General features: G+C 73.0%; 24 protein-coding genes. 10 read left to right on the top strand and 14 right to left on the bottom strand.

Annotated features, from left to right (window positions below; all coding sequences use genetic code 11):
- Window positions 1-129: 129 nt before the first annotated feature.
- Window positions 130-684 (top strand): hypothetical protein, encoded by a 555-nt coding sequence (locus OG519_RS23125; protein ID WP_405587173.1) that lies wholly within the window; start codon window positions 130-132, stop codon window positions 682-684.
- A 66-nt stretch (window positions 685-750) separates the two neighbouring features.
- Here OG519_RS23125 and OG519_RS23120 read toward each other — a convergent pair whose 3' ends face one another.
- From OG519_RS23120 to OG519_RS23110, 3 genes are all read right to left on the bottom strand, one after another.
- Complete coding sequence (locus OG519_RS23120) at window positions 751-1104, bottom strand: DUF1330 domain-containing protein (RefSeq protein ID WP_405587170.1); 354 nt, start codon at window positions 1102-1104, stop codon at window positions 751-753.
- Window positions 1105-1174: 70 nt separating this feature from the next.
- Window positions 1175-2215 (bottom strand): MBL fold metallo-hydrolase, encoded by a 1041-nt coding sequence (locus tag OG519_RS23115; protein WP_405587167.1) that lies wholly within the window; start codon window positions 2213-2215, stop codon window positions 1175-1177.
- Window positions 2216-2278: 63 nt separating this feature from the next.
- Window positions 2279-3061 (bottom strand): hypothetical protein, encoded by a 783-nt coding sequence (locus tag OG519_RS23110; protein ID WP_405587165.1) that lies wholly within the window; start codon window positions 3059-3061, stop codon window positions 2279-2281.
- A 268-nt stretch (window positions 3062-3329) separates the two neighbouring features.
- Between OG519_RS23110 and OG519_RS23105 the strand changes: the two genes are divergently transcribed.
- Genes OG519_RS23105 through OG519_RS23095 form a run of 3 tightly spaced genes read left to right on the top strand, consistent with a single transcriptional unit; the run spans window position 3330 to window position 6588 of the window.
- Window positions 3330-4820 (top strand): magnesium transporter MgtE N-terminal domain-containing protein, encoded by a 1491-nt coding sequence (locus OG519_RS23105; RefSeq protein WP_405587162.1) that lies wholly within the window; start codon window positions 3330-3332, stop codon window positions 4818-4820.
- The gene (locus tag OG519_RS23100; RefSeq protein WP_405587160.1) at window positions 4817-5386 is read left to right on the top strand and encodes a DUF1003 domain-containing protein; all 570 of its coding nucleotides are present in this window, start codon (window positions 4817-4819) and stop codon (window positions 5384-5386) included. The genes OG519_RS23105 and OG519_RS23100 overlap by 4 nt, the downstream gene beginning before the upstream one ends.
- Before the next feature lie 44 nt (window positions 5387-5430).
- Entirely contained in the window at window positions 5431-6588 is a 1158-nt protein-coding gene (locus tag OG519_RS23095; RefSeq protein ID WP_405587157.1) for an Mrp/NBP35 family ATP-binding protein, read from the top strand.
- A 124-nt stretch (window positions 6589-6712) separates the two neighbouring features.
- On the opposite strand, the gene OG519_RS23090 is transcribed toward OG519_RS23095, so the two are convergent.
- From OG519_RS23090 to sigE, 4 genes are all read right to left on the bottom strand, one after another.
- Window positions 6713-7327 (bottom strand): hypothetical protein, encoded by a 615-nt coding sequence (locus OG519_RS23090; protein ID WP_405587154.1) that lies wholly within the window; start codon window positions 7325-7327, stop codon window positions 6713-6715.
- 171 nt (window positions 7328-7498) lie between these two features.
- Complete coding sequence (locus OG519_RS23085) at window positions 7499-7993, bottom strand: sec-independent translocase (protein ID WP_405587151.1); 495 nt, start codon at window positions 7991-7993, stop codon at window positions 7499-7501.
- Window positions 7994-8138: 145 nt separating this feature from the next.
- Window positions 8139-9110 carry an anti-sigma factor family protein gene (locus OG519_RS23080; protein ID WP_405587148.1) on the bottom strand — a complete coding sequence of 324 codons (972 nt, stop codon included), beginning with the start codon at window positions 9108-9110 and terminating at the stop codon, window positions 8139-8141.
- On the bottom strand, window positions 9107-9886 hold the full coding sequence (gene sigE, locus OG519_RS23075; RefSeq protein WP_405587145.1) for an RNA polymerase sigma factor SigE: 780 nt from the start codon (window positions 9884-9886) through the stop codon (window positions 9107-9109). The genes OG519_RS23080 and sigE overlap by 4 nt, the downstream gene beginning before the upstream one ends.
- Window positions 9887-10096: 210 nt before the next feature.
- Between sigE and OG519_RS23070 the strand changes: the two genes are divergently transcribed.
- Window positions 10097-10732, top strand: coding sequence for an O-methyltransferase (locus OG519_RS23070; RefSeq protein ID WP_405592919.1), 636 nt, complete (start codon window positions 10097-10099; stop codon window positions 10730-10732).
- A gap of 132 nt (window positions 10733-10864) precedes the next feature.
- Here OG519_RS23070 and OG519_RS23065 read toward each other — a convergent pair whose 3' ends face one another.
- The 5 genes from OG519_RS23065 to OG519_RS23045 all read right to left on the bottom strand — a co-directional run bounded on the left by OG519_RS23065 (window position 10865) and on the right by OG519_RS23045 (window position 15754).
- Window positions 10865-11032: a DUF3117 domain-containing protein gene (locus tag OG519_RS23065; protein WP_073493047.1), complete on the bottom strand. Its 168-nt coding sequence runs from the start codon at window positions 11030-11032 to the stop codon at window positions 10865-10867.
- A 482-nt stretch (window positions 11033-11514) separates the two neighbouring features.
- Window positions 11515-12576 (bottom strand): hypothetical protein, encoded by a 1062-nt coding sequence (locus OG519_RS23060; RefSeq protein WP_405587142.1) that lies wholly within the window; start codon window positions 12574-12576, stop codon window positions 11515-11517.
- 602 nt (window positions 12577-13178) lie between these two features.
- On the bottom strand, window positions 13179-14204 hold the full coding sequence (locus OG519_RS23055) for a 3-oxoacyl-[acyl-carrier-protein] synthase III C-terminal domain-containing protein (protein ID WP_405587139.1): 1026 nt from the start codon (window positions 14202-14204) through the stop codon (window positions 13179-13181).
- Between the two features lie 204 nt (window positions 14205-14408).
- Window positions 14409-15035 (bottom strand): N-acyl amino acid synthase FeeM domain-containing protein, encoded by a 627-nt coding sequence (locus OG519_RS23050; protein ID WP_405587137.1) that lies wholly within the window; start codon window positions 15033-15035, stop codon window positions 14409-14411.
- Between the two features lie 8 nt (window positions 15036-15043).
- Window positions 15044-15754, bottom strand: coding sequence for an iron-containing redox enzyme family protein (locus OG519_RS23045; RefSeq protein ID WP_405587134.1), 711 nt, complete (start codon window positions 15752-15754; stop codon window positions 15044-15046).
- Window positions 15755-16006: 252 nt separating this feature from the next.
- On the opposite strand from OG519_RS23045, the gene OG519_RS23040 reads away from it, so the two are divergent.
- The 4 genes from OG519_RS23040 (at window position 16007) to OG519_RS23025 (ending at window position 20155) form a co-directional block, all read left to right on the top strand.
- The gene (locus tag OG519_RS23040) at window positions 16007-17530 is read left to right on the top strand and encodes a hypothetical protein (RefSeq protein ID WP_405587132.1); all 1524 of its coding nucleotides are present in this window, start codon (window positions 16007-16009) and stop codon (window positions 17528-17530) included.
- Window positions 17530-18537: a hypothetical protein gene (locus OG519_RS23035; RefSeq protein ID WP_405587130.1), complete on the top strand. Its 1008-nt coding sequence runs from the start codon at window positions 17530-17532 to the stop codon at window positions 18535-18537. Before OG519_RS23040 ends, OG519_RS23035 begins: the two co-directional genes overlap by 1 nt.
- A gap of 110 nt (window positions 18538-18647) precedes the next feature.
- A complete protein-coding gene (locus OG519_RS23030; protein WP_405587127.1) occupies window positions 18648-19259 on the top strand; it encodes a type II CAAX prenyl endopeptidase Rce1 family protein in 612 nt (203 codons plus the stop codon).
- A gap of 113 nt (window positions 19260-19372) precedes the next feature.
- A complete protein-coding gene (locus OG519_RS23025) occupies window positions 19373-20155 on the top strand; it encodes an enoyl-CoA hydratase/isomerase family protein (protein ID WP_405587124.1) in 783 nt (260 codons plus the stop codon).
- 87 nt (window positions 20156-20242) lie between these two features.
- On the opposite strand, the gene OG519_RS23020 is transcribed toward OG519_RS23025, so the two are convergent.
- Window positions 20243-20833, bottom strand: a complete 591-nt coding sequence (locus OG519_RS23020) for a DNA-3-methyladenine glycosylase I (protein WP_405587121.1) — start codon at window positions 20831-20833, stop codon at window positions 20243-20245.
- Window positions 20826-21233 (bottom strand): DivIVA domain-containing protein, encoded by a 408-nt coding sequence (locus OG519_RS23015; RefSeq protein ID WP_405587119.1) that lies wholly within the window; start codon window positions 21231-21233, stop codon window positions 20826-20828. Before OG519_RS23015 ends, OG519_RS23020 begins: the two co-directional genes overlap by 8 nt.
- 152 nt (window positions 21234-21385) lie before the next feature.
- On the opposite strand from OG519_RS23015, the gene folP reads away from it, so the two are divergent.
- Window positions 21386-22198, top strand: coding sequence for a dihydropteroate synthase (folP, locus tag OG519_RS23010; RefSeq protein ID WP_405592917.1), 813 nt, complete (start codon window positions 21386-21388; stop codon window positions 22196-22198).
- Window positions 22199-22215 lie beyond the last annotated feature (17 nt).

Raw genomic sequence — 22215 nt, 5'->3', positions numbered from 1 at the left:
ACCCGAGGACAGGCCACCCCGCCAGCCGGGGGTCAGCCGTCCGGTACTCGGACGCGGGACCGGCCGGGCACTCGCCCGCTCCCCCTCAGACCCGCCCGGTGGGCCCTGGTACGGCCTACGCTGTGGGTCATGACGACCGATCCCGCCGCCGCTGCCGCCGCCTCCGCCGTCGAGGAGATCGGCCTTACCGAGGCCCTCGTCGAGGAGGCCACCAAGAAGTCAGGGCTGGTCTGGGTGAACGGCCAGGCGCTCTGGCACGCCTGGGTCGACGGAGCGCTCTGCCTGGTCGGCGGGCCCGGTGAGCAGCCGCTGCCCGCTCTCAGCGACGGCGGCACGGCGACCGTCACCGTCCGCAGCCGCGACAAGGGCGGCCGGCTCGTCACCTGGCCGGCCCGCGTCTCCCTGCTGGACCCGGACTCCGCCACCTGGCAGGCCGCGGCGGCCGAGTTGAAGACCAAGCGGCTCAACTCCCCCGACGGCGAGGCCATCATCGCCCGCTGGGCCCGCGAGTGCCTGCTCTTCCGGCTCACCCCGGACGGCGCCGTGACCGAACGGCCCGGCGCCATGCCGGACTCCTCCGGCGCCGCCGCGCCGCTCCCCAGCTCCGCCACCACCCGGCTGCCCGCTCCGGCCGGCCTCCCCCGGCTGCTGGCCCGCCGCGCCAAACGGCGTACGGACGGCTGACACCGAGCGGTTGGACCGGGCGTACGGCTGACCCGGCAGACGCCCGACCCGGGGGCCGGTTTCCCCTTACTCGCCACCGGCCGCGGTCCGCGCCCCCGCGGCCCACGCGGCCGAGGTGAAGCCGGGCGCGACGCCTTCGACGAAGAGGAGGTCGTTGACGGCGTTGTCCTGCCGCAGGTGGATGATCGCCTGGTAGGCCTCCGAGTGGTACCAGCTCAGGGCCTCGGTCATCCCGGGGAACTCCATCAGGACCACCGAGTCCGGCCAGGCGCCCTCCATCACCTGGACCGGGGCGTCCAGGGCGAGCCACCTCCCGCCGTACGGCTCGAAGGTGGCCTCCACCCGCTCCAGGTAGTCGAGGTTCTCCGGCTTCGGCACACCGCCGGGCAGCCGCAGATGGTTGACCAGGTAGACGCTCATCTCAGAACCCTTCCTCACCGGGCCGACGTGGCGGCCGTCGCTGTTCCCCTCCACCGGCCCGCAGGGACCCTCACACCACGACCGACGTCCCGACCGTGTTGGGGACGAAGACGTCCCCGAAACGCGCCGACATGGCGTGCTGTGCCCGCCAGCCGGTGCAGTGCGCGGGGATCAGCACCGACGGCTCCAGCGCGGCGAGATCCGCGAGCACCCGCGGGATCAGCGGCTCGAACCGCGGGCCGTTGAGGTGGTATCCGCCGATCAGCGCGTGCAGCGGCCGATCACCGGTGAGCCGCCGCGCGTAGCGGCAGATGTTGACCACACCGGAGTGCCCGCAGCCGGTCAGCACGGTCAGCCCCTTGCCCCGGACGTCGACGATCAGCGCCTGGTCGTCGAGGACCAGCGGATCGGGCTCCCACCGGTTGTCGAGCCACGCCTGCTGGGGCGGGAAACCGGGTTCGTATCCGGTGGTCCTGGGTACCTCACCGGTGATCAGGACCGAGTTCTCGAAGAGGAAGCTCGGCTGCCGCTCCTCGATCACGGTGAATCCGGCGCCTTCGAGGGCGCGGCGGCTGGTGGTGGGAAGCTCCAAGGGGTCGGCGCCGGGCAGGGTGAGCCGGCGGCGGCGCCAGAAGTGCGGATGGATCAGCACCGGCAGCTTGACCCGGCCGCCGAGCACCCGGATCAGCCCGTCGAGGCCCGCGGTGTGGTCGAAGTGCCCGTGGCTGCACACGATCGCCTCGATGGAGGTCGGGTCGATCCGCAGCCGGCGCATGTTCTCCACCACGCCGTCGGGGCTGGTCCCCGCGTCGAAGAGGAACCGGTGCTCGCGTCCGGCCTTGGCCACCGTGACCAGGGCGGAGAAACCGTGCTCGGCCCGCAGCGGGTCGGGCGTCCGCCCGCTCTCCATGGTGGCGGCGGGCACGGTGACGTCGGCGGCCGGCTTCGGCCGCCGCGCGGGCCCCTGATCGGGCATGAGCACGTCGCTGACGTTGTCCATCAGCGTGGTGACCGTCACGGAGTCGACCGGTTCCAGGGGGATGGACACCTTGGGTTCGAAGTCGTGCAGGACCCGGTCGTCGTGATCGCTGGGCACTCCACCGGTACACATTCACCCAGTGTCGCCCCGCACCCGATCCCCGGCCATTCGGCGCTGCGGCTTCCGCTGCGGCTTCTACTTCGGGGCCGTCGGGGCGGTCGAGGCCGTCGGGGCCGTCGGGGCCGATGAAGAGGGATTCGCTCCCATCGCCTTGCCGTAGTCGACCACCGCGTCCTTGCCGGGAGCGGTCAGGGTGAAGTCCTGGCCCCAGTCGGAGAGGGTCAGGGTGCCCGCGGCGGCGGCCCGCTGATAGCGCAGCGGGTAGGGCCGGCCCTGGAGGGAGACGTCCAGGGAGCCGCCCTTGGAGCCGTTGAGCGCGATGGTCTTGGTGGTGTCGACCCTGCCGTGGTCGCCGACCTGGAGGGTGCCGTCGAGCACGAAGAGGCCGTCGAGCAGGATCTTCTTGTCGGTGAATCCGCTGAACTGCTGGTACGCCGGGTCGGCGCCGGGCACCTTGACGTACTTTCCGTTGAGCTTCGCGGCGGCGGCCCGGCTGTTCGGGTCGTCGCCGCCCGCTCCGTAGAAGTCGGCGCCTGCCTTGAGGTAGAGGTCCTTGCCGACCCGCAGGAGCTGGAAGGTGCCGGCCTTGGTGGTGACCTCGCCGACACCGCCGTCGGCGCGCAGCCGCATGTCCAGGCGATAGGTCTGGCCGTTGCTCACCACCGTGCCGGCCAGCCGTACGGTCGGGGCCGCGGCCGCCGCGGCCCTCGCCTGCTGCTCGATCGTCGCCGGCGGGAGCTTGGCCACGCCGTTGGTGCCCGCGTCGGGGTCGCCGCCGCGGCCGAGGCAGCCGGTGAGGAGCAGGGCGCCGGCGCCGAGCGTACCGAGAGCGGTCAGGGTCCTGCGGCCGGAAAACACGGGTACTCGTCCTCCTGCGGGCAGCGCTGCGGGCGGTGGAGAAGCTACCGCAGCACGCCGCGGCGGCGTACCCCCGGGGGAGCGTTCGCCGGTCCGTCGCTCCGCCGGGCCACGGGGCGGGCATGATCCTCCCGGAGTAGCCTGGCCGCGGACCACGAACCATCCCGTCAGGTCAAGCACGGCAAGCACGGCACGCAGGGCACGCAGGGCACGCAGGGCACGCAGGACAAGGGACCAAGAGAGCCCAGGAGAGAAGGTAAGGACCCGTATGGCCGCACACGCCCCCCGGGTGTTCGTCTCGCACCTCGCCGGGGTCGCGGTCTTCGACCCGGCCGGCGACCAGGTGGGCCGGGTCAGGGACGTGGTGGTGATGCTGCGGGTCGGCGACCGGCCGCCGCGGGTGCTCGGCCTGGTGGTGGAAGTGGTCGGCCGGCGCCGAATCTTCCTGCCGATGACGCGGGTGACCGGCGTCGAGTCGGGGCAGGTGATCACCACCGGTGTGCTGAACATGCGGCGCTTCGAGCAGCGGCCGACCGAGACGCTGGTGCTCGGCGAGCTGCTCGACCGCCGGGTGCGGCTGGACGCGCCGCCGAGGAGCCGGTCGGCGGACGGCGCGAGAAGGGCGGCGGAGCGGCCCGGCCGGGACGGCGGGGCGGCGGCCGGCCGCGACGGCGGGACCGCCGGGGAGAGCGCGCGGGAGGATCAGGACGTCACGGTGCTCGATGTGTCCATGGCGAAGCTGCCCGCCCGCCGCGACTGGGAGATCGACAAGGTCTTCGTGCGCCGTGGCAAGTCCGGCGCGCTGCGCCGCCGGGGCGAGACCCTCACCGTCGACTGGTCGGCGGTCTCCGGCTTCCGGCTGGAGGAGGAGGGCCAGGGCGCCGAGAACCTGCTGGCGACCTTCGAGCAGCTCCGCCCGGCCGACCTGGCCAACGTCATGCACCACCTGTCCGCCAAGCGCCGCGGCGAGGTCGCCGCGGCCCTCGACGACGACCGGCTCGCCGACGTGCTCGAAGAGCTGCCCGACGACGACCAGGTGGAGATCCTCAGCAAGCTCAAGCAGGAACGTGCCGCCGACGTCCTGGAGGCGATGGACCCGGACGACGCGGCCGACCTGCTGGCCGAGCTGCCGGACGAGGAGCAGGAGCGCCTGCTGGCCCTGATGGAGCCGCAGGAGGCCGCCGGGGTACGGCGGCTGCTGTCGTACGAGGAGCGGACCGCGGGCGGTCTGATGACCACCGAGCCGATCGTGCTGCGGCCGAACGCCACGGTGGCGGACGCGCTCGCCCGGATCCGCAACCCCGATCTGTCGCCGGCGCTCGCCGCGCAGGTGTACGTGTGCCGGCCGCCGGACGAGACGCCCACCGGGCGCTACCTGGGTCTGGTGCACTTTCAGCGGCTGCTGCGCGACCCGCCGTTCACCCTGGTGGGTTCGATCGTGGACACCGACCTCCAGCCGCTCCCGCCGGACACCCCGCTGCCGTCGGTGACCAGTTTCCTGGCGACCTACAACCTGGTTTCCGCGCCGGTGGTGGACGAGAGCGGCTCGCTGCTCGGCGCGGTCACCGTGGACGACGTGCTCGACCATCTGCTGCCGGAGGACTGGCGGGAGACGGATCTGGGCGGCGCGATCGGCCGCGGCGGGGACGACGGCGCCGACACCGACGCCGACGCCGACAGGCCCGACACCGATGACCGCTACGACGCCGATACCGATACCGACCTCGCCGGGCCCGACACCACGGAGGCGGGGCGATGACCGCTGAGGACGCCGAGCGGCCCTCCCGGCAGCGCGCCCGGCTCGACCAGCCGCGCGCCCCCCGGCGCAGCCTGATGCCCCGCTACGACCCCGAGGCGTTCGGGAAGTTCTCCGAGCGGACCGCCCGCTTCCTCGGCACCGGACGGTTCATCGTCTGGATGACCGTCGTGATCATCATCTGGCTGCTGTGGAACGGCTTCGGACCGCGCGGGCTGCGCTGGGATCCGTACCCCTTCATCTTCCTGACCCTGGTGCTCTCCCTCCAGGCGTCCTACGCCGCCCCGCTGATCCTGCTGGCGCAGAACCGGCAGGACGACCGGGACCGGGTCAACCTCGAACAGGACCGCAAGCAGAACGAGCGCTCCATCGCCGACACCGAGTACCTGACCCGGGAGATCGCCGCACTGCGGGCCAATCTCGGCGAGGTCGCCACCCGCGACTGGATCCGCTCGGAACTCCAGGATCTGGTCCGGGAGATCGAGGAGCGGCCGTCCGGACCGCGGCAGCGGCCGCGGGGCGAGGACCGCAGGAGCCGCGAGGACCGGGGCGACGGCCGGACCCGCTGAACGGGTGACGCGGGCGGGCCCGCCACCGCCGTACCATCGACCGTATGCCTACCACCACGTACAGCACCACGCCGACCGACGAGGCGGTCCGCGCCGCGCTCGCGACCGTGAACGACCCGGAGATCCACAAACCGATCACCGATCTCGGCATGGTGAAGTCCGTGGACATCGGCGCCGACGGCACGGTCGGCGTCACCGTTTATCTGACCGTCTCGGGCTGCCCGATGCGGGACACCATCACCGACCTCGTGACCACGGCGGTGGGACAGGTCTCGGGTGTCACCTCGGTACAGGTCACGCTCGATGTGATGAGCGACGAGCAGCGGCGCGAGCTGGCGTCGTCGCTGCGCGGCGGACAGGCCGAGCGGGAGATCCCGTTCGCCCGGCCGGGCTCGCTGACCCGGGTCTACGCGGTCGCCTCCGGCAAGGGCGGTGTCGGCAAGTCGTCGGTGACGGTGAACCTGGCCGCCGCGATGGCCGCCGACGGGCTCAAGGTGGGCGTGGTGGACGCGGACATCTACGGGCACAGCGTGCCGCGGATGCTCGGCGTCGAGGGCCGGCCCACGCAGGTCGAGAACATGATCATGCCGCCGTCGGCCAACGGGGTGAAGGTGATCTCGATCGGCATGTTCACCCCCGGCAACGCGCCGGTGGTGTGGCGCGGGCCGATGCTGCACCGGGCGCTCCAGCAGTTCCTCGCCGACGTGTACTGGGGCGACCTGGACGTGCTGCTGCTCGACCTGCCGCCCGGCACCGGCGACATCGCGATCTCGGTGGCCCAGTTGGTGCCGAACGCGGAGATCCTGGTGGTGACCACCCCGCAGCAGGCCGCCGCGGAGGTGGCGGAGCGGGCCGGGTCCATCGCGGTGCAGACGCACCAGAAGATCGTCGGTGTGGTGGAGAACATGGCGGGCATGCCGTGTCCGCACTGCGACGAGATCGTTGAGGTATTCGGCACCGGCGGCGGGGACAGCGTCGCCGAGGGCCTGTCCCGTACTACGGGCACCAATGTGCCGGTGCTGGGCCGGATCCCGATCGACATCCGGCTCCGCGAGGGCGGCGACGACGGCCGCCCGGTGGCCCTCAGCCACCCCGAGTCCCCGGCGGGTGCGGCGCTGCGCGGCATCGCGGGCAAGCTGGGCGGGCGGGCCCGGGGCCTGGCGGGGATGTCGCTGGGCATCACCCCGCGCAACAAGTTCTAGGCCGCTGGCTATAGGCCGCCGGTTACAGGCCACTGGTTACAGGTGACTGCTTGAAGGTCACTGCCTATAGGTCACGGCGCCGCCGGCCGGGCGTTCAGCCCGGCCGGCGCATCCGTGGGGCCGGTCAGGCCTCGTAGCTGGTCAGGTCGCGCACCACCGAGAGCCCGAGACCGTAGGCGCTCATACCGCGGCCATAGGCGCCCAGGTGCACACCGCGGGCCGCGCCCGCCATCACCCAGCCGTACTCGGACTCGCGATAGTGGAAGGGTGTCGGCTCGCCATCCACCGGAAGAGTGAGCGTGGACCACTGGTCGCCGGCCAGGTCGTCGGCCACCTCCCACGCCGCCGCGGTCTGCTGGTCGAGCCAGTCCTGCCGCAGCGCCCGCTCCATGTGCGTGGGCCAGGTGCATGACAGCAGTCCGGAACCGGCCAGCCAGGCCGCGGAGGACACCGAGGTGGCCTCCAGGACGCCGGTGCCGTCCGCGCTGCGCCGCCCGGGACGCCGGGCGACGGTGACCACCACGGCGAACCGCTGGCCGTCCGGGTCGGTCGCCTCGGATTTCAGGGACGGCTCGTCGCCGTGCCCGATCGAGCCGTGCTCGACCGTGCCGTCCGAGCTGACACCTAGCGTGCCGAGCCAGCGGCGTCCGGTGAACGCCTCGTCCAGCCCGTACCAAGGAAAGTCGGCCATCAAGTAGCCGTCGACCGCCCCCTGTTTCGCGCCGGTCTTCGTCTCCATATGGGTCGCGCCTCCTCCATGCCCTTCTGGGCGACTCGCCATCTTGCCCGACCATTACAGGATTCGCGTACCGAAACGGTGGGGGGTGACAGCGAACACACGGACAAGTGTCACCCAATCGGGTGAATTAACGCGATCATGCTGACGCAGACGAGGGGTGGCGGTCCCGGCTCAGGTCGCGTCGGAGTCGAACGGCGGCGCCTCGTCCTGGCCGAGTCGCTCCGTCTTGCGCAGCCGGTCCGGGGCGGCGGTGTCGGTCGAACCGGCGGGCGCTCCCGAGGAAGCCGCGGACCCGGCAGCGGCGCCGGCCGCCTTCGTGGCCGGCTCCACGCCGTTCACCGCGTCGGTGACCTCGGCCATCTCCTTGCGGAGGTCGAAGCTGTTCCGCAGGTCCTTGAGCTCCTTGAGGCCGTACTCGTCCTCTTCGCCGTTCATCAGGTTCTTGCGGATGAACGTCTTGGGGTTGAGGTCCTCGAACTCGAAGTCCTTGAATTCCGGGCCCAGCTCGCGGCGGATGTCCTCCTTGGCGCTGTCGGAGAACTCCCGCACCTTGCGGATGAACCCCATGACGTCCTGGATGACCTTCGGCAGCTTGTCCGGCCCGAAGACAAGCACGGCAAGGACTACGAGCGCGACCAGCTCCAGCGGGCCTATGTCGAAGAACACCTTGCAGCTCCTTGGGACGTCCACAGCCGGGTGGGCAGGGTCCGGCGCACTTTACGGTACCCGCCGCCATCGGCGATCGGGGAGTGGCCCGGCCAACACTACGTCGCCTTCAGGTGAAGGACCGGGCCCGGGCCGCCGGTGAGCCTCAGCGCGCCACCACATGGGAGCGGCTCGGGTCGAGCACCGCGGCGGTGGCCAGCGGGACGGCGCCGGGCGCCAACGAGGGGCGGGTCAGCGAAACCGTGACCCCGGAAACAGCCGAAGCCGCTAGGGCCGCCGAAGCCGGGCCGGTCGGGCCGACCGTCCTGGCGACCGGGACCCGCCTGCTCCGCTCGTCCTCGACGCCGAGCACGCCGCGCGGGGTGACCCCGCGGGTGTCGGAGACCGAGTTGGCGTTGAGCGGGCTCACCGCGGGGCCGTCGTCGGGGCGGGCGCCGCCGTCGACCGCGGCCTCCATGGGGAGGGCGCCGCCGATCGCGATCGCCGCCATCGAGAAGGCACCGGCCGCCGCGAAGGCGAACCGGCGGCCCCGGGAGGCCGAGCCCGCGGCGTGCGGACCGGCGCCCGGCCCGTTGCTGCGGGCGGTCTCGGTGGCAGGCCCCGCCGCGGCGGCTTTCGCGGCCGGCTCGTGGATCCGGAAGCCGCGCGACCATGAACCGGCCGGGGCGAGCAGATCACGGGCCGGACCGAGGTAGGAGAACCGGCCGCCGCCGAGCGGTCCGGAGCCGAGCAGGCCGCCGTCGAAGAGCCCGGCGTGCTCATCGCCGAGGTCCGGACGGGATATCGCGGGTTCGGCGCCACCCGGGCCGCCGGGCGGTTCCCAGGGGCCGCGGTGGCCCGGCTCCTCGTCGCTGCCCATGCCGGGCAGCCCTTGCAGCCTCGCCAGCAGCCCGGCCGATATGGCCGGCAGCTCCGAGGCCGCGATCACGTTCTTCAGCCGCCGCTGTTCCGCGGCGGCCGCCTTGCACTGCGTACACGTCGCGAGATGGGCGAGCACACGGTCCCGGCTGTCGTCGGTCAGCTCTCCGTCGACGAACGCCGCGAGGCGGTCGCCCAGGTGCTGCTCGGCGGGCGCGGGACGTTGGGGACGATGCTCGCCTGAACCGCTGCTGCTCACGCTCTCCCGCCCTCCAGGCCAGGTTTGGGTACGGCGGCAGCAAGCGCGGGCACCGGGCGCGCTCCGGGCGCCCGGTGTTCCAGAGCCTTGCGGAGGTGGGAGCGGCCCCGGTGGATCCGGCTCCGCACCGTGCCCAGCTTCACACCCAGCGTGGCGGCGATCTCCTCGTACGACAGCCCCTCGATGTCGCACAGCACGACCGCGGCACGGAACTCCGGGGCGAGGGTGTCCAGCGCCTGCTGGACGTCCGCGTCGAAGTGGGTGTCGTTGAAGTGCTGCGCGGGGGACGGCTCGCGGCTGGGGAGCCGCTCCGCCGCGTCGTCACCGAGGGCGTCGAAGCGGATCCGCTGCCTGCGCCGCACCATGTCGAGGAAGAGATTGGTGGTGATGCGGTGCAGCCAGCCCTCGAAGGTGCCGGGGGTGTAGGTGGACAGGGAGCGGAAGACCCGCACGAAGACCTCTTGGGTGAGGTCTTCCGCGTCGTGCTGGTTGCCGGTCAGGCGGTAGGCCAGCCGGTAGACCCGGGCACTGTGCGTGCTGACGATCTCCTCCCAGGAAGGAGGCGTCCACGACTGCGCGTCCCCGTCCGTGGCGAAGGTCGCGGTGATGACGGGGTTCGCGGCGGTGGAGTCGCTCTGGCGTGAACGATCATCAGCGGTGTTGGTCACGGATTTCGGCTGTCCGGCCGACCTGGGAAAGCGCGGGCGCACTTTCGGGTCACCGGCCGCCGCACCTCCCCTGTCGGCTCTGGTGGTGTCCAGTAGAGCCCCTACCATAGCCACCTCGCCCGTTAGCTCCGGATAAATGCGCTGTTGCCAAGGCGTCAAGGCTGCGACAAGACATCGCGGCCCTTCGCCTCTCTGTGTTCCGCCTGCCTAACGCACGGTCCCATCTGCTGGTTCCCGGCCCCAGCGGATACAGTCGCCGACGGGCCTCGCGGCCAGGGAAACACAGGGGCTGAGCACCGTGGTGACAGGGAGAGGGCCATTACCGGCAACCGGCAGGCGAGCTGGGCGTTCGCGGACGCGTTCGTCGCCGAGGACGACGCCCTGATACGCGCCCGCGCCCACGCGCACGCCGCCGGACTGCGGCCGGTCTCCCCTGGTACGGGGGCGGCGCTGCGCCTGCTGGCCGCGGCCGGCGACGCCAAGTCGGTGGTGGAGATCGGCACCGGCACCGGGGTCTCCGGCATCCACCTGATGCGGGGAATGCGGGCGGACGGTGTGCTGACGACGGTGGACACCGAGCCGGACCGCCAGCGATTGGCCCGTGAGGTCTATCGGGAGGCCGGTTTCGCCGGCAATCGCGCCCGCTTCATCTGCGGGGCCGCGCTCGATGTGCTGCCGCGGCTCACCGACGGCGGCTACGACCTCATCTTCTGCGACGCGGACCGGCTCGAATACCTGGACTACCTCGACGCGTCGCTGCGGCTGCTGCGCCCGGGTGGCCTGGTGTGCTTCGAGGGCGCCTTCGGGCGGGGCCGGGCGCTGGACGCGGCCCACCAGGACCCCGAGTCGCAGGCGCTGCGCGAGCTGCTCCGCGAGGTCCGCGACCATCCCCGGCTCGCCCCGGTGCTGCTGCCGACCGACGACGGGCTGCTCTGCGCGGTCCGCAACAAGTAGCCGTCGCGGGTACGGGAGCGGGACCGGCCCGGGGCGTTTCGGGGCCGGTCCCGGGGCGGGCGGAAAACGCGCGCGCGGCCAGCTACCTCTCGGTAGCGTGGCCGCGCGCTGCTGCTGCTGGGACCGCTGGTCTCAGACGATGGCCTTCTTCAGCGCATCGCCCAGGGCGTCCGCCTCGTCCGGGGTCAGCTCGACGACAAGCCGCCCGCCGCCCTCAAGCGGAACGCGCATGATGATGCTCCGCCCCTCCTTGGTCACCTCGAGCGGGCCGTCACCCGTCCGCGGCTTCATGGCCGCCATGCTCGTTCCCCTTCCTGAAACCAGCTCGGACTCGAACACATTGGTTCTCGGCCATTATCCCGCATCGCGCTACCCGATGACCAACTCCGGCCGAAGCAATGTTCTGACCTGCACCGATCTGAAGCGGACCGGCCACCACAGGCTCGCCGCGGCGTAAAAGCAGTCGCGGACGGTCGGCCCCAACCACGCGGATCCGTCCCCGATTCGCCCCCGATTCGCCCGCGATCCGCCCCCGGACAGCCGCCGGAAGTCAGCAGCGGTCACCCCGCCGACGGCGCGCGAGATGTGCGCAACATCACCCCGTACCCGGATCGCGACGGGCTCCCGTGGTCCGGATCCGACCCGGGGCGGCACCGCTGACGGGCTCCTGCGGACAGCGGGACCGAACGCCGGCCGACGGGGGCCGTCGACCGAAGCGGTGATTCGGACCTCCGCGCCGATATCAGCCGCGCCGAATCCATGTTTTCCGCGCCAACGCCCCTTCAACTGGACTGAGCGGCGGCGGCCCGCCGCGTGACAGGGCGCACCCGGCGCAGTTCGATCAGGATGAAGGCCAGCAGGGATATGCCGAGGGCGTAGAGGGCGGCGCCGCTGACGAGTTCCTTGGTCGGCTTGGGGCCGCCGTCGCGTCGGCCGTTGGGGATGTAGAGGTGGCGGACCTCGGTGACGCGGCCGGCGTGCTCGGCCTTGACGGGCAGCCACGCTTCGAGGTCGCCCTTGACGGCGTGGTGCAGCTCCAGATACACGAACCAGCGGCCGTCGGTGGAGGTGTGGATGGTGCCGGTGTAGCGGCAGGGCCCGGTCGGGGTGAGCGGCGCGTGCAGGGTCGAGCCGCCGCGCCGGGCCACCAGCCGCTGGGGCCGGAGCGCGGCGCAGTCGGTGATCTCGACCACGGCCATCGCGGACAGATTGCCCTGGCCGTCCGAGACCACGCTGAAATAGGTGGGCGCGACGGAAGGGCCCTGGCCGGGGTCGTGCGCCGAGGCGCGCTGCGGGACGGCGATCGCCAGGCCCGCCACCGCCAGCAGCACGACGCTCGCGGTCACCGTACGGGTCGGGGGCCGGAAGGTGGCGGCGCCCAGCGCGAGCGCCAGCACCACGGCGCAGGGCACGGCCACGGTCGCCACCGCGCCGGGGGTGACCGTGCTCACCCCGGTGGCCGCTGCCAGCCAGGTGGTCAGGCCGACCCCCGCCGCGGCGCCGGCGTAGCGGGTGAGGGCGGTGGGCCATGGCAGGTCCGCGACGGCCAGGCCGAGCACGGCCAGCGGCAGCGCCGTGGTGGCCCGGTGCATCGCGTCCAGCGCGAGCGTGTCGCCGACCCGGGTCGCGGCGTAGAGCACCACGATGAGGGTCACCGGGTAGCGGGCGGGCACGGCGGTCCTGATGACCGCGGCGGCCAGCAGGGTGCTGAGCAGCAGGACCGGCAGGTACCAGACGGAGCCGAACTGCGGGACGTCGGTGTCGTATTCCAGTACGGACAGGGTCGGGGTGCCGAGGGCCGCCACCCCGACCGCGATCGCCGTCCGGCGGCTGCGGGTGGGCATGAGGCCCAGCAGCACGCCGGAGACCAGGGCGAAGTTGCCGAAGACGCTGAGGATGTGCGGGGGCTCCAGAAGACGGCGTCCCGGCCGAACGCCTGGTGCCAGGCGGCGTCGGAGGGCAGCGCGACGAGAGTCGACAGACCGCCGGCCGAGGCCAGCGCCAGCGGGCGGTGCCGCAGCAGGGTACGCGGTGAGCGGGTGCGGATCAGCAGCCGCAGTCCCCAGCCGGCCACCGTCAGGCCGACGACGGCGACCGAGACGTAGAGCATGAGGTGCGGTGGGATGAAGGTGCTGTCCCGGCCGATGTCGGTGTGCCAGGCGTCGTCCCAGTAGACGGCGAACAGGGCCGCCACCGAGGCCGCCGCGACGATCAGGCCCTCGGCGGGCAGGGGTGCGAGCGATTCCGGGCTCGTACCGGGTGACGGGGCTGGCACCGCCGCACGCGCTGATGTGGCTGCTGACATGGCTGTCGTCCCTTCTGGCTTCTGGCTCGTACCAACGGACGCGGTGGCGGGACCTGGGGCGGCCCCGCCAGGGAGCGGGAACCGCGGCCCCGCCGGGCAGGCGGGATTCCGTGCGGCCCCGCCGGGCAGGCGACGCTCGGGTCAGCCCGCCTCGACGAGCAGCGCGGTCCAGCCGAAGCCCCCGCCGACGCTGAGCAGCAGCGCCAGGTCACCGGGCCCGAACCGCCCCTGCGTGTGCAGGTCGGCGAGGTTGGCGATGGGGTCGCCGCCGCCGAGGTGGCCGGTGTGCCCGCCCATTGTGGTGAGCGGCTCCGCGCCGCTCAGGCCGAGTCCGGCCAGCCCCGGCAGATGGTCCTCGAAGAGGCCGCGGCCGAGCCTGGGCAGCACCAGAAAGCGCAGCCGCGGGTCGTCCGGCGCCTTGCCCGCGTCGGCGAGCGCGCCGAGCAGGGCCCGGGCGATGCTCTGCCCGGACACCGCCTCGAAGCGGGGGCCGCCGCCGGCCGCGAGGAACGCCTTCTTGGTCCGGCGGGCGTCGATCCGGTCCGCGGACCAGCGCGGCGCCGGGGTGAAGGGGTCGTCGCCCCGGTGCATGACCTCCAGCTCCGGCGCGCTGACCGTGTGGGCGGCCAGCAGGCGGTAGGGCCCCTGGTGCCGGTCGAGCAGCAGCGCGGTGCCGCCGTCGCCGTACGCCACCCCGTAGTCGCCCCAGCGGTCGAAGCCCTCGTCGGCGAAGCGGTCCCCGGTCGTCACCAGCGCCCGGCCGACCGCCGGGTCGGCGGCCAGCCGGGTGGCGGCGATCTCCACCGCGATCGCGCCCCCGTTGGACATCATCTGGACCCCGACGGGCTGCGCCCGGTCCGCGCCGACGGCGTGCGCCACATAGTGCGCCGGTGACCAGAAATCGTGGCCCTGGTGGTGGGTCCAGGCGTGTACGACCAGTCCGACGGTGGCCGGATCGCACCCGGCCTCGGCGAGCGCCTTCGCGGCGGCGGAGGCGGCCATCTGCGGGCCTGACCATTCGGTACTGATCGCCAGCGTGGCATATCCGTCCTGCTCGGCGGCGGCCCCGTCGAGGCGGCCGGCCGTGACGGCGTCCCGCGCGCTTTCCCGGCCCGGTGGCAGCCAGACCGTCGCGGCGGCGATGTACGGGGGCGGATCGAGTCTCATGATGTCCTTCTTCCGAAGCTTTTCGGCCCGCTGTCCCGAGAGGGTTTTCCGGCCGGATTCAGCAAGGGGTGTTTCCGGCCCGAGGTAACCGGTGGGCCACCGCCGCGGCGGGTGTCGGGGCAAAGCGGCGCCACCGGTCGACGCAAGGGTCGAAAATCGGCCGAGCGGTTGCTCAAAACCGCGCGGTGCTGCTTTCCGGCCGCATTACCGGACCAGTCGCATTTCCGGTCGTGCCGGAAAGGCGAGGCCATCGCGCGAAGGCAGCGGCGGAAGCTCGGGGCCGATCTCCGGATTCCAGTGGACGGCCACGTCCCGCATGCTTCCGACGATGACGCGGTAGGTGTCCGCGGTCCGCTCCGGAATATGGAAGGCGGAGCCGACCGGGCGGCCGCCGATTTCCGTGAAAAGCCGCAGGGCAAGCGGCCGGCAGTACGCGATGTAGTCGGTCATCCCGGTGTGGGCGAGCATCCAGTTCGCGATCGCCGACAGCAGCACGACCATGTACCGGGGCCCGTCGGTGCTGGGCAGCGCGGCCAGCCGGGCGGCCTCGCAGAGCGCCGGCTCCGCCTCGGCCCACGGCGGGAGGATCCCCAGGTCACGCATCTCCAGCAGCGGAGAGGAGACCGGCGTGAGCCGGAAGGTGCCGACCGGGCGCCCGTCGTCCCTGAGCAGGAAGACCCAGCCGGAGCAGTCGCGGGCGTCCTCCTCCTGCCAGGAGGACGGTTCGATGCCGAGCCGGCTCTTGTACATGATCTGCCGGATCGACCGGACGGCGGCCATCGCCTCCGGCGCTTGCGGACCGGCGATCTCCAGGGTGAGCCGGGTGGCCACGGCGGCGCTCAGTTCGACACCTGCCCGGCCGCGGCGAGGCGCGGCGCCTTGATGTACTCGGCGTAGGACACCTCCAGGAGCTGGCCGGTCAGATAGAGCGTGGTGCGGGCCACGTCGATGGCCCTGGCCTGGTCGACCGGATCGGTCGCGTACCGCTCCAGGGCCTGCCGGACCTCCTGGGCGTGCTTGGTGTCGATGCTCTGGTGGGCGACGAAGAACGACATCTCCCGGTCGGAGACGCCAAGGCCGGCCCGGACCGCGTTCAGCGCCTCGCCGAGGTGGTCGTAGGCGGATTCGGCCCAGTAGCTGTAGCCGAGCCGCGGGATCGCGCCGAACTCCAGGCCCACGTGGTACAGGTAGCCGATGAGCGCCTGGGTGGGGGGCAGCGGGGGCCGCTCCAACAGGCCGGGAGTGAGCAGGCCGACCGCCGCGAGGTCGTGCTCGACCATCTTCTCGTGGCCGAGTTCCTCCTCGGCGTGCTCGTAGCAGAAGCGCAGCATGCCCATCTTCTCGGGCGGCACCCGCCAGGCGGCGAACGCCTGGTTGATCGAGTTGTGCCGGGTGTAGTGGTACAGCTCGACCATGAAATTCCGGTAGAGATCGAGATCGATCCCATTGGCGCGCATATGCTGCCAGAATTGGCCGGCGTGCACCTCTTCCCAGCCTTTGCGGACGGTCTCGTCTAACGCGGCGAAGAACTCCTGGCTGTCCACGGTCACCTTCCGGTTTATGGAACGCGGAGTGGAGAGACCCGATGGGCCCAAAAGATTGGTACCAAACAACCAATGACGTGTCAACGGTTTCTGGACAATGACACATCATCGACAAAGGAACCTTTACCGCCCGGAGCCCTATTGACCAGGACCGGATAAGGCGGGACCCTCACCGGACGAGTCATTCGGCGCGATGCAGTCACCAAATCTCCTGGACCGCTCATATATGCGACGCCAACCGGAGGATAAGGCTCCCCTATGTTTCTCGCCCACGCATTCGGCCAGCGCTACGATCTTCCCATTCCGCTGCTTCTCTACGTCCTCGGCGGCGCGACCGTGGTGGTCGCGTCCTTCGCCCTGGTGCTGCCCCGGGCGGTGGGGCGGGACCCCGAGCCGCTCGCCGGGGACGGTCCTGACGGCCCCGGCCTCAGCCCCGGCCTCAGCGCGGGCGAGGGGTCCACCGCCTCCCCGCCGCTCCGGTTCGCGGTGCCCGGGGTGGTGAGCGTCCTGCTGCTCGCCGCGCTCGTCGCCTGCGGTCTGCTCGGCAGCCAGGAGACGGCGGAGAACATTCTGCCGACCCTCTTCTGGCTGGTGGTGTGGATCGCGGTGCCGCTGTCGTGCGGGCTGCTGGGCGACTGGACGCGGCCGGTCAACCCGTTCGCCTTCCTCGCCCGGGCGGCCGACCGGCCGGGCGCGCGGGCGCTGCTGCTCGGCGGCGAACGTCCGCTCAAGTGGCCGCGGAAGCTGGGCTGGTGGCCCGCGGTCGCGCTGTACTTCGGCGCCGCCTGCGGTGAGCTGGTCTTCAACGTCACCGCGACCGTGCCGGCGCACATCGCCTGGGCGCTGATCTGCTACGCGGTGGTGTCCGCGGCGGGCGGGCTGCTGTACGGCCGGGCCTGGCTCGATCGCGGCGAGCTGTTCACGGTCCTCTTCGACACCTGGGGCCGGCTCGGCTGGTTCCGGTTCGGCGCCGAGGGGCGGCGGGGGTTCGCCCGCGGTCTCGACCGCTCCTTCAGCCGGTCGCCCTCCCGGGTCGTCTTCGTGCTGCTCCTGCTGATCAGCGTCAACTTCGACGGGTTGCTGGCCACTCCGAAGTGGAACCGGCTGGAGCTGCGGATGCCGGGGCAGCTCGCCGCCCACACCCAGCGGCTCGAACTCTTCCGTACCGCGACCTTCGTCGGCCTCGCGCTGGCGATCACCGCGCTCTTCGGGGCGTTCGCGGTGGCGTCCAGCCGGGCCGGCCGGCACCGGACCTCCTCCGGAGGCGCGCTGGCCGGCCTGTTGCCCTCACTGCTGCCGATCGCCTTCGGCTACCTGCTGGCGCACAACCTCCAGTACCTGGTGGTCAACGCGCAGCTTCTCTTCCCGCTGATCGGCAACCCGACGGGCCTGGAGTCGTGGCCGCTGCACCTGGGGTACCCGTTCAACGACGACTTCGAGCCGCATTTGCGCCTGCTGCCGACGGCCTTCTACTGGTACGTCTCGGTCGCGACCATCATCGTGGTGCACGTCGTCGCGGTGGTCCTGGCCCATCGGCACCTGGGGCGGCGCGGGGAGAGCGTACGGGCCGCCCGCAGCAGCGAGTACCCGTGGCTGGTGGCGATGGTCGCCTACACCATGCTCTCGCTGTGGCTGATCGCGCAGCCGCTGGTGCGGGAGGAGCAGCACAGCCGGCCCGAGTCGTCACCGGCCGCCGCGGACCGGGTGCCGGCCGGCGCGGACCGCGCCGCTCCGGCCGGGACGGGCGGCCGGCCGCCCGCCGCGGGGACGGTGGGCCGGTAGTGGCCGGCCACGGGGTCCGGTTGGACCGGGCGCTGGTGCGGGCCGAGCTCTGGCTCTGCCGGCGGCTGCCGCCGGCCCGGTACGGCCGCAGACGGGCGACGCCCGGCGGCCGGCGGCTGCGGGCCGGCCCCGCACTGCTCACGGCGGCGGCGCTGCTGGCGCTCGCGTGGGTCGCCGTCCCGGTGCGGGTCCCGCTCTACGACGGGATCGGCTTCCCCGACGAGCCGTACCGGCTGGCGGCGGCGAGCTACGGGCACGCCCGGCCGCCGAGTTCGGCGACGGCCTTCGTCCCGGCGGACGACGGGGTCAGTACGGGCGTGCACCGGGCGGTCACCGCGGAGCAGGGCCCGCAGGCCGAACTCGACCTGCCGCCGCACAGCCTCAGCGGCCCGCCGGCCGCCCGCGGCTTCACCGTCCTGGCGGTACCGGTCTCCCCCGCGGCCGCCCCGGGCACGGTGCGCGGCGATCCGGCCGGCCCGGTGGCCGTCGACGGCAACATCTACCGGCTCAGGGTCGTCGCCGACCCGCCGGGCCCGGTACGGGTACGGGCCCGCGTCGCCCCGCAGATCCTGCTCCGGGCCACCACCGGCAGGCAGCCGGGCCCGGTGATGCTCTACCGCCCGTCGCCCGCCGTCCCCTTCACCACCCTGCCGACCTCCCGCCTCGGCAACGACATCTACGGCGCGACGCTCGTCGCCGCCGGGGACTACGCCCTGTCCTTCACCGCCCCGCACCCCGGCGCCCACTCCTCCGGCGGCCCGCTGCGCGGCTGGATGGCCCTCCCCGTCCTGCTGGCGGCGATCGCGGCGCTGCTCTTCGTCATCCGCAGAAGCCGCAGAACCGGCACGGGGACCGGCACGGGGACCGGCACGGGGACCGGCACGGGGACCGGCACGGGGACCGGCACGGGGACCGGCACGGGGACCGGCACGGGGACCGGCACGGGGACCGGCACGGGGACCGGCACGGGGACCGGCACGGGGACCGGCACGGGGGTGAGCGGATGAGCGGGTTGCCGTCGCCGCGGCCCGCGGCTGCCGTACGGCGGCCCGGTCCGCCGGGGGCTCGCCGTACGAGACCCCCGGCGGGAGGGGCGGCAGCGGGGCGGGGGCCGGCGGTGTGGGCGCTGTTGGCCGGGTTCGGCGTCGCCGTACTGCTGCGGGTGGTGGTGGGCGGTCCGGGGGTGGCCCGCTCGGCGCCGGCCGGGCTGAGCTTCGCGGCGGTGCTGGTCGCGTTGACCGTGGCCGGGGGGACCACGACCTCCGCTCCGGTGCCGGGTCCCGGGCAGAGCGCGGGGGCGGGGGCCGCTCGGGTCCCGGGTTCGGCCCGGCTTTGGGCGCGTGCGGTGGTGGTCGGGTTCGGTGGCGCCGCCGTACTGTGCGCCCCCGTGCTGGCGCACCGGCTGGTGACCGGGGCCGGCTCGCACCGGCCGGGCGGTTCCTTCACCCTGTGGGCCCTGGTGGTGAGCGTCGTCGCCGTCGCGGAGGAGGCCTTCCTGCGCGGCGCCCTCTTCGACGCGGTCGCCGCCCGCCTCGGCCCGGCCGCCGCCCTGACCACCAGCGCGCTCTGCTTCGCGCTCCTCCACGTCCCCCTCTACGGCTGGCACGTCGCCACCCTCGACCTGGCCGTCGGCCTCTGGCTCGGCGCCCTCCGCCAGCACGCCGGAACCTGGATCGCCCCCGCGATCTGCCACACCGCCGCCGACCTCGCCGCCTGGTGGCTCCGCTGACCGCCAGCGGGCGCCCACCCGGTGGCCGGGCCCGATGACGGTCGGCACCTGCCGGAGCGCGGCCCGGTCCGGCATGCTGGCCGGGAGACTTGCCGCGACGAAGGGGTTCAGGCATGGCCGGGAGCGTGCTGTACGAGGTCGACGAGGGACTGGCGACGGTCACCCTGAACCGTCCTGACGCGATGAACGCGCTGGACGTAGGGACCAAGGACGAGTTGCGCGACTGTCTGCGCGAGGCGGCGGCGGATCGGGGGGTCCGGGCGGTGCTGCTGACCGCGCGGGGGCGGGCCTTCTGCGTCGGGCAGGACCTCAAGGAACACGTGGAGGTGCTCGCGGCCGGCGCCGGGCTGACCACCGTGGCGGAGCACTACAACCCGATCGCGACGGCCATCGCCACCATGCCGAAGCCGGTGGTGGCCGGGATCAACGGGGTGGCCGCCGGGGCCGGCGCCGGATTCGCCTTCGCGGCGGACTACCGGATCGCCGCCGACACCGCCTCGTTCAACACCTCCTTCGCCGGGGTCGCGCTGAGCACCGACTCCGGTATGTCCTGGACGCTGCCCCGGCTGATCGGCCACGGCCGCGCCGCCGAGCTGCTGCTCTTCCCCCGCTCGGTGCCGGCCGAGGAGGCGCTGGCGCTCGGCCTGGTGCACCGCGTGGTGCCGGCCGCCGAACTGCCGGGCGAGGCACTGGCGGTCGCGCGGAAGCTGGCCGCGGGGCCCACCGTGGCCTACGCGGCGATCAAGGAGGCGCTGGCCTTCGGCGCGGACCACGGGCTGGTCGAGACGCTGGCCAGAGAGGATGTCCTCCAGACCCGTGCGGGAGCGTCGGAGGACCACCGCACGGCGGTGGCCGCCTTCGTCGGCAAGCGGACGCCCCGCTTCGGGGGCCGCTGAGCCCCGGCCCCCGCCCCGACCCCCACCCGCGCCGTCACCCCGGTCCGCCGCCGACGCAGCGCACCGCTGCCGAGCGCCTGAACTGCCCTATCGCGCGCTGCACGCCGCCAGATGGTCGTTGACCAGGCCGCACGCCTGCATCAGCGCGTGGGCCGTGGTCGGGCCGACGAAGCGGAAGCCGCGCTTCTTGAGGTCCTTGGCCAGCGCCACCGACTCCGGAGTGGTGGCGGCGACGTCGGCGGAGGTGACGGGCGCCGGGCGGGTCGCGGGGTCCGGGGCGAAGGACCAGATCAGGGCGTCGAGGCCGCCGTCGTAGCTCTCGCGGAGCTCGCGGGCGGCGGCCGCGTTGGTGACCGCCGCCTCGATCTTGGCCCGGTTGCGGATGATGCCGGCGTCGGCGAGCAGCCGGGCCCGGTCCTTGTCGGTGAAGGCGGCGACCGCGTCGATCGAGAACCCGTCGAAGGCCGCCCGGAAGTTCTCCCGGCGGCGCAGGATCGTGATCCAGGACAGACCGGACTGGAAGGCCTCCAGGCAGACCCGTTCGAAGAGCGGGTCGTCGCCGTGCACCGGCCGGCCCCACTCCTCGTCGTGATAGGTCACGTACTCCGGTACGGACAGCCCCCAGGGGCAGCGCGCCAGGCCGTCCTCGCCGATCACCACACCGGCCGGCTCACTCACCGGTACGGTCCCACTCCTGGTCCTCGTCGCGGGGCGCGGCGGGGGCCGGCGGCGCCGGGTCCTCCACCAGCAGCCCGGTCCCGTACGCCTGGCCGTGGCTGGTCAGGGCCGCCTGCGTGCCGGCCAGCGAGGACTCCAGCTCGGCGATCCGCGCGTCGCGTTCGGCCAGTTCGGCGCCGAGCCGGTCGAGCACCTCGTCCACGTCGAGCATCCGGTAGCCGCGCACCGCGACCGGCAGCCGTACGGCGTCGATGTCGGCGCGGAGCAGCGGCCGGTCCGGGGGCAGCCGGTCCTCGATCCGGTCGTGATCGGAGTCCTTCAGCGCGCCGCCGTCGCCGAGCACGGCCATAGCCACCGCGGCGACCACCACGACGAGCGCGATGAGCATGAACCAGAGCAAGTCGATCTCCCGGGGTCCGGCCGCCGGAGATCCGGACGGCAGGTCCTACATGTCAGGCACGATCGTGCCACGATCGCATGAGTCTGAGATGAGGAGCGGCAGTGGCACTTCGGCTGGGCACCCGGGAATTCGGCGAGCGGGAGCCGGTGATCATGGCGATCGTCAACCGTACGCCGGATTCGTTCTACGACCAGGGGGCCACGTTCACCGACGAACCGGCCCTCGAACGGGTCGCGGCGGCGATCGCGGAGGGCGCGGCGATCATCGACATCGGCGGGGTGAAGGCGGGCCCGGGCGAGGAGGTGTCGGCGGCGGAGGAGATCCGCCGGACGGCCGCGTTCGTCGCCGAGGTGCGGCACCGTCACCCGGACGTGGTGATCAGCGTGGACACCTGGCGGCACGAGGTCGGCGAGGCGGCGTGCGAGGCGGGCGCGGATCTGCTGAACGACGCGTGGGGCGGGGTCGATCCCCGGTTGGCGGAGGTCGCCGCGCGGTACGGCGTGGGCCTGGTGTGCACCCACGCGGGGGGCGCGCAGCCGCGGACCCGGCCGCACCGGGTCAGCTACGACGATGTGATGGCCGACATCCTTCGGGTGACCTGCGGGCTGGCCGAGCGGGCGGTGGAGCTGGGGGTGCGACGGGACGCGGTGCTGATCGATCCGGGGCACGACTTCGGCAAGAACACCCGGCACTCGCTGGAGGCGACCCGGCGGCTGCCGGAGATGGCGGCCACCGGCTGGCCGGTGCTGGTGTCGCTGTCCAACAAGGACTTCGTGGGCGAGACGCTCGACCTGCCGGTCAAGGAGCGGCTGGTCGGGACGCTCGCCACGACGGCGGTCTCGGCGTGGCTGGGCGCGCGGGTCTACCGCGTCCACGAGGTCGCCGAGACCCGTCAGGTGCTGGAGATGGTGGCGTCGATCGCCGGCGACCGCCCACCCCGCGTGTCCCGCCGCGGACTGGCCTAGCGCCACCCAGCCCCACG

It is taken from the genome of Streptomyces sp. NBC_01190, assembly GCF_045039895.1.
Taxonomy (GTDB): Bacteria; Actinomycetota; Actinomycetes; order Streptomycetales; family Streptomycetaceae; genus Actinacidiphila.
The sequence above is the reverse complement of the archived record's forward strand: the minus strand, read 5'-3'. Positions and strand labels throughout refer to the sequence as shown.

Excerpts from the sequence above, each read along its gene's own strand:
- OG519_RS23095 (WP_405587157.1), top strand. The coding sequence starts at position 5,431 with ATGCCTACCACCACGTACAGCACCACGCCGACCGACGAGGCGGTCCGC.
- folP (WP_405592917.1), top strand. The coding sequence starts at position 21,386 with ATGGCGATCGTCAACCGTACGCCGGATTCGTTCTACGACCAGGGGGCC.
- OG519_RS23065 (WP_073493047.1), bottom strand. The coding sequence starts at position 11,032 with ATGGCGGCCATGAAGCCGCGGACGGGTGACGGCCCGCTCGAGGTGACC.
- OG519_RS23105 (WP_405587162.1), top strand. The coding sequence starts at position 3,330 with ATGGCCGCACACGCCCCCCGGGTGTTCGTCTCGCACCTCGCCGGGGTC.
- OG519_RS23060 (WP_405587142.1), bottom strand. The coding sequence starts at position 12,576 with ATGCCCACCCGCAGCCGCCGGACGGCGATCGCGGTCGGGGTGGCGGCC.
- OG519_RS23090 (WP_405587154.1), bottom strand. The coding sequence starts at position 7,327 with ATGGAGACGAAGACCGGCGCGAAACAGGGGGCGGTCGACGGCTACTTG.
- OG519_RS23055 (WP_405587139.1), bottom strand. The coding sequence starts at position 14,204 with ATGAGACTCGATCCGCCCCCGTACATCGCCGCCGCGACGGTCTGGCTG.
- OG519_RS23025 (WP_405587124.1), top strand. The coding sequence starts at position 19,373 with ATGGCCGGGAGCGTGCTGTACGAGGTCGACGAGGGACTGGCGACGGTC.
- OG519_RS23125 (WP_405587173.1), top strand. The coding sequence starts at position 130 with ATGACGACCGATCCCGCCGCCGCTGCCGCCGCCTCCGCCGTCGAGGAG.
- OG519_RS23120 (WP_405587170.1), bottom strand. The coding sequence starts at position 1,104 with ATGAGCGTCTACCTGGTCAACCATCTGCGGCTGCCCGGCGGTGTGCCG.
- OG519_RS23115 (WP_405587167.1), bottom strand. The coding sequence starts at position 2,215 with ATGTGTACCGGTGGAGTGCCCAGCGATCACGACGACCGGGTCCTGCAC.
- sigE (WP_405587145.1), bottom strand. The coding sequence starts at position 9,886 with ATGGTAGGGGCTCTACTGGACACCACCAGAGCCGACAGGGGAGGTGCG.
- OG519_RS23100 (WP_405587160.1), top strand. The coding sequence starts at position 4,817 with ATGACCGCTGAGGACGCCGAGCGGCCCTCCCGGCAGCGCGCCCGGCTC.
- OG519_RS23040 (WP_405587132.1), top strand. The coding sequence starts at position 16,007 with ATGTTTCTCGCCCACGCATTCGGCCAGCGCTACGATCTTCCCATTCCG.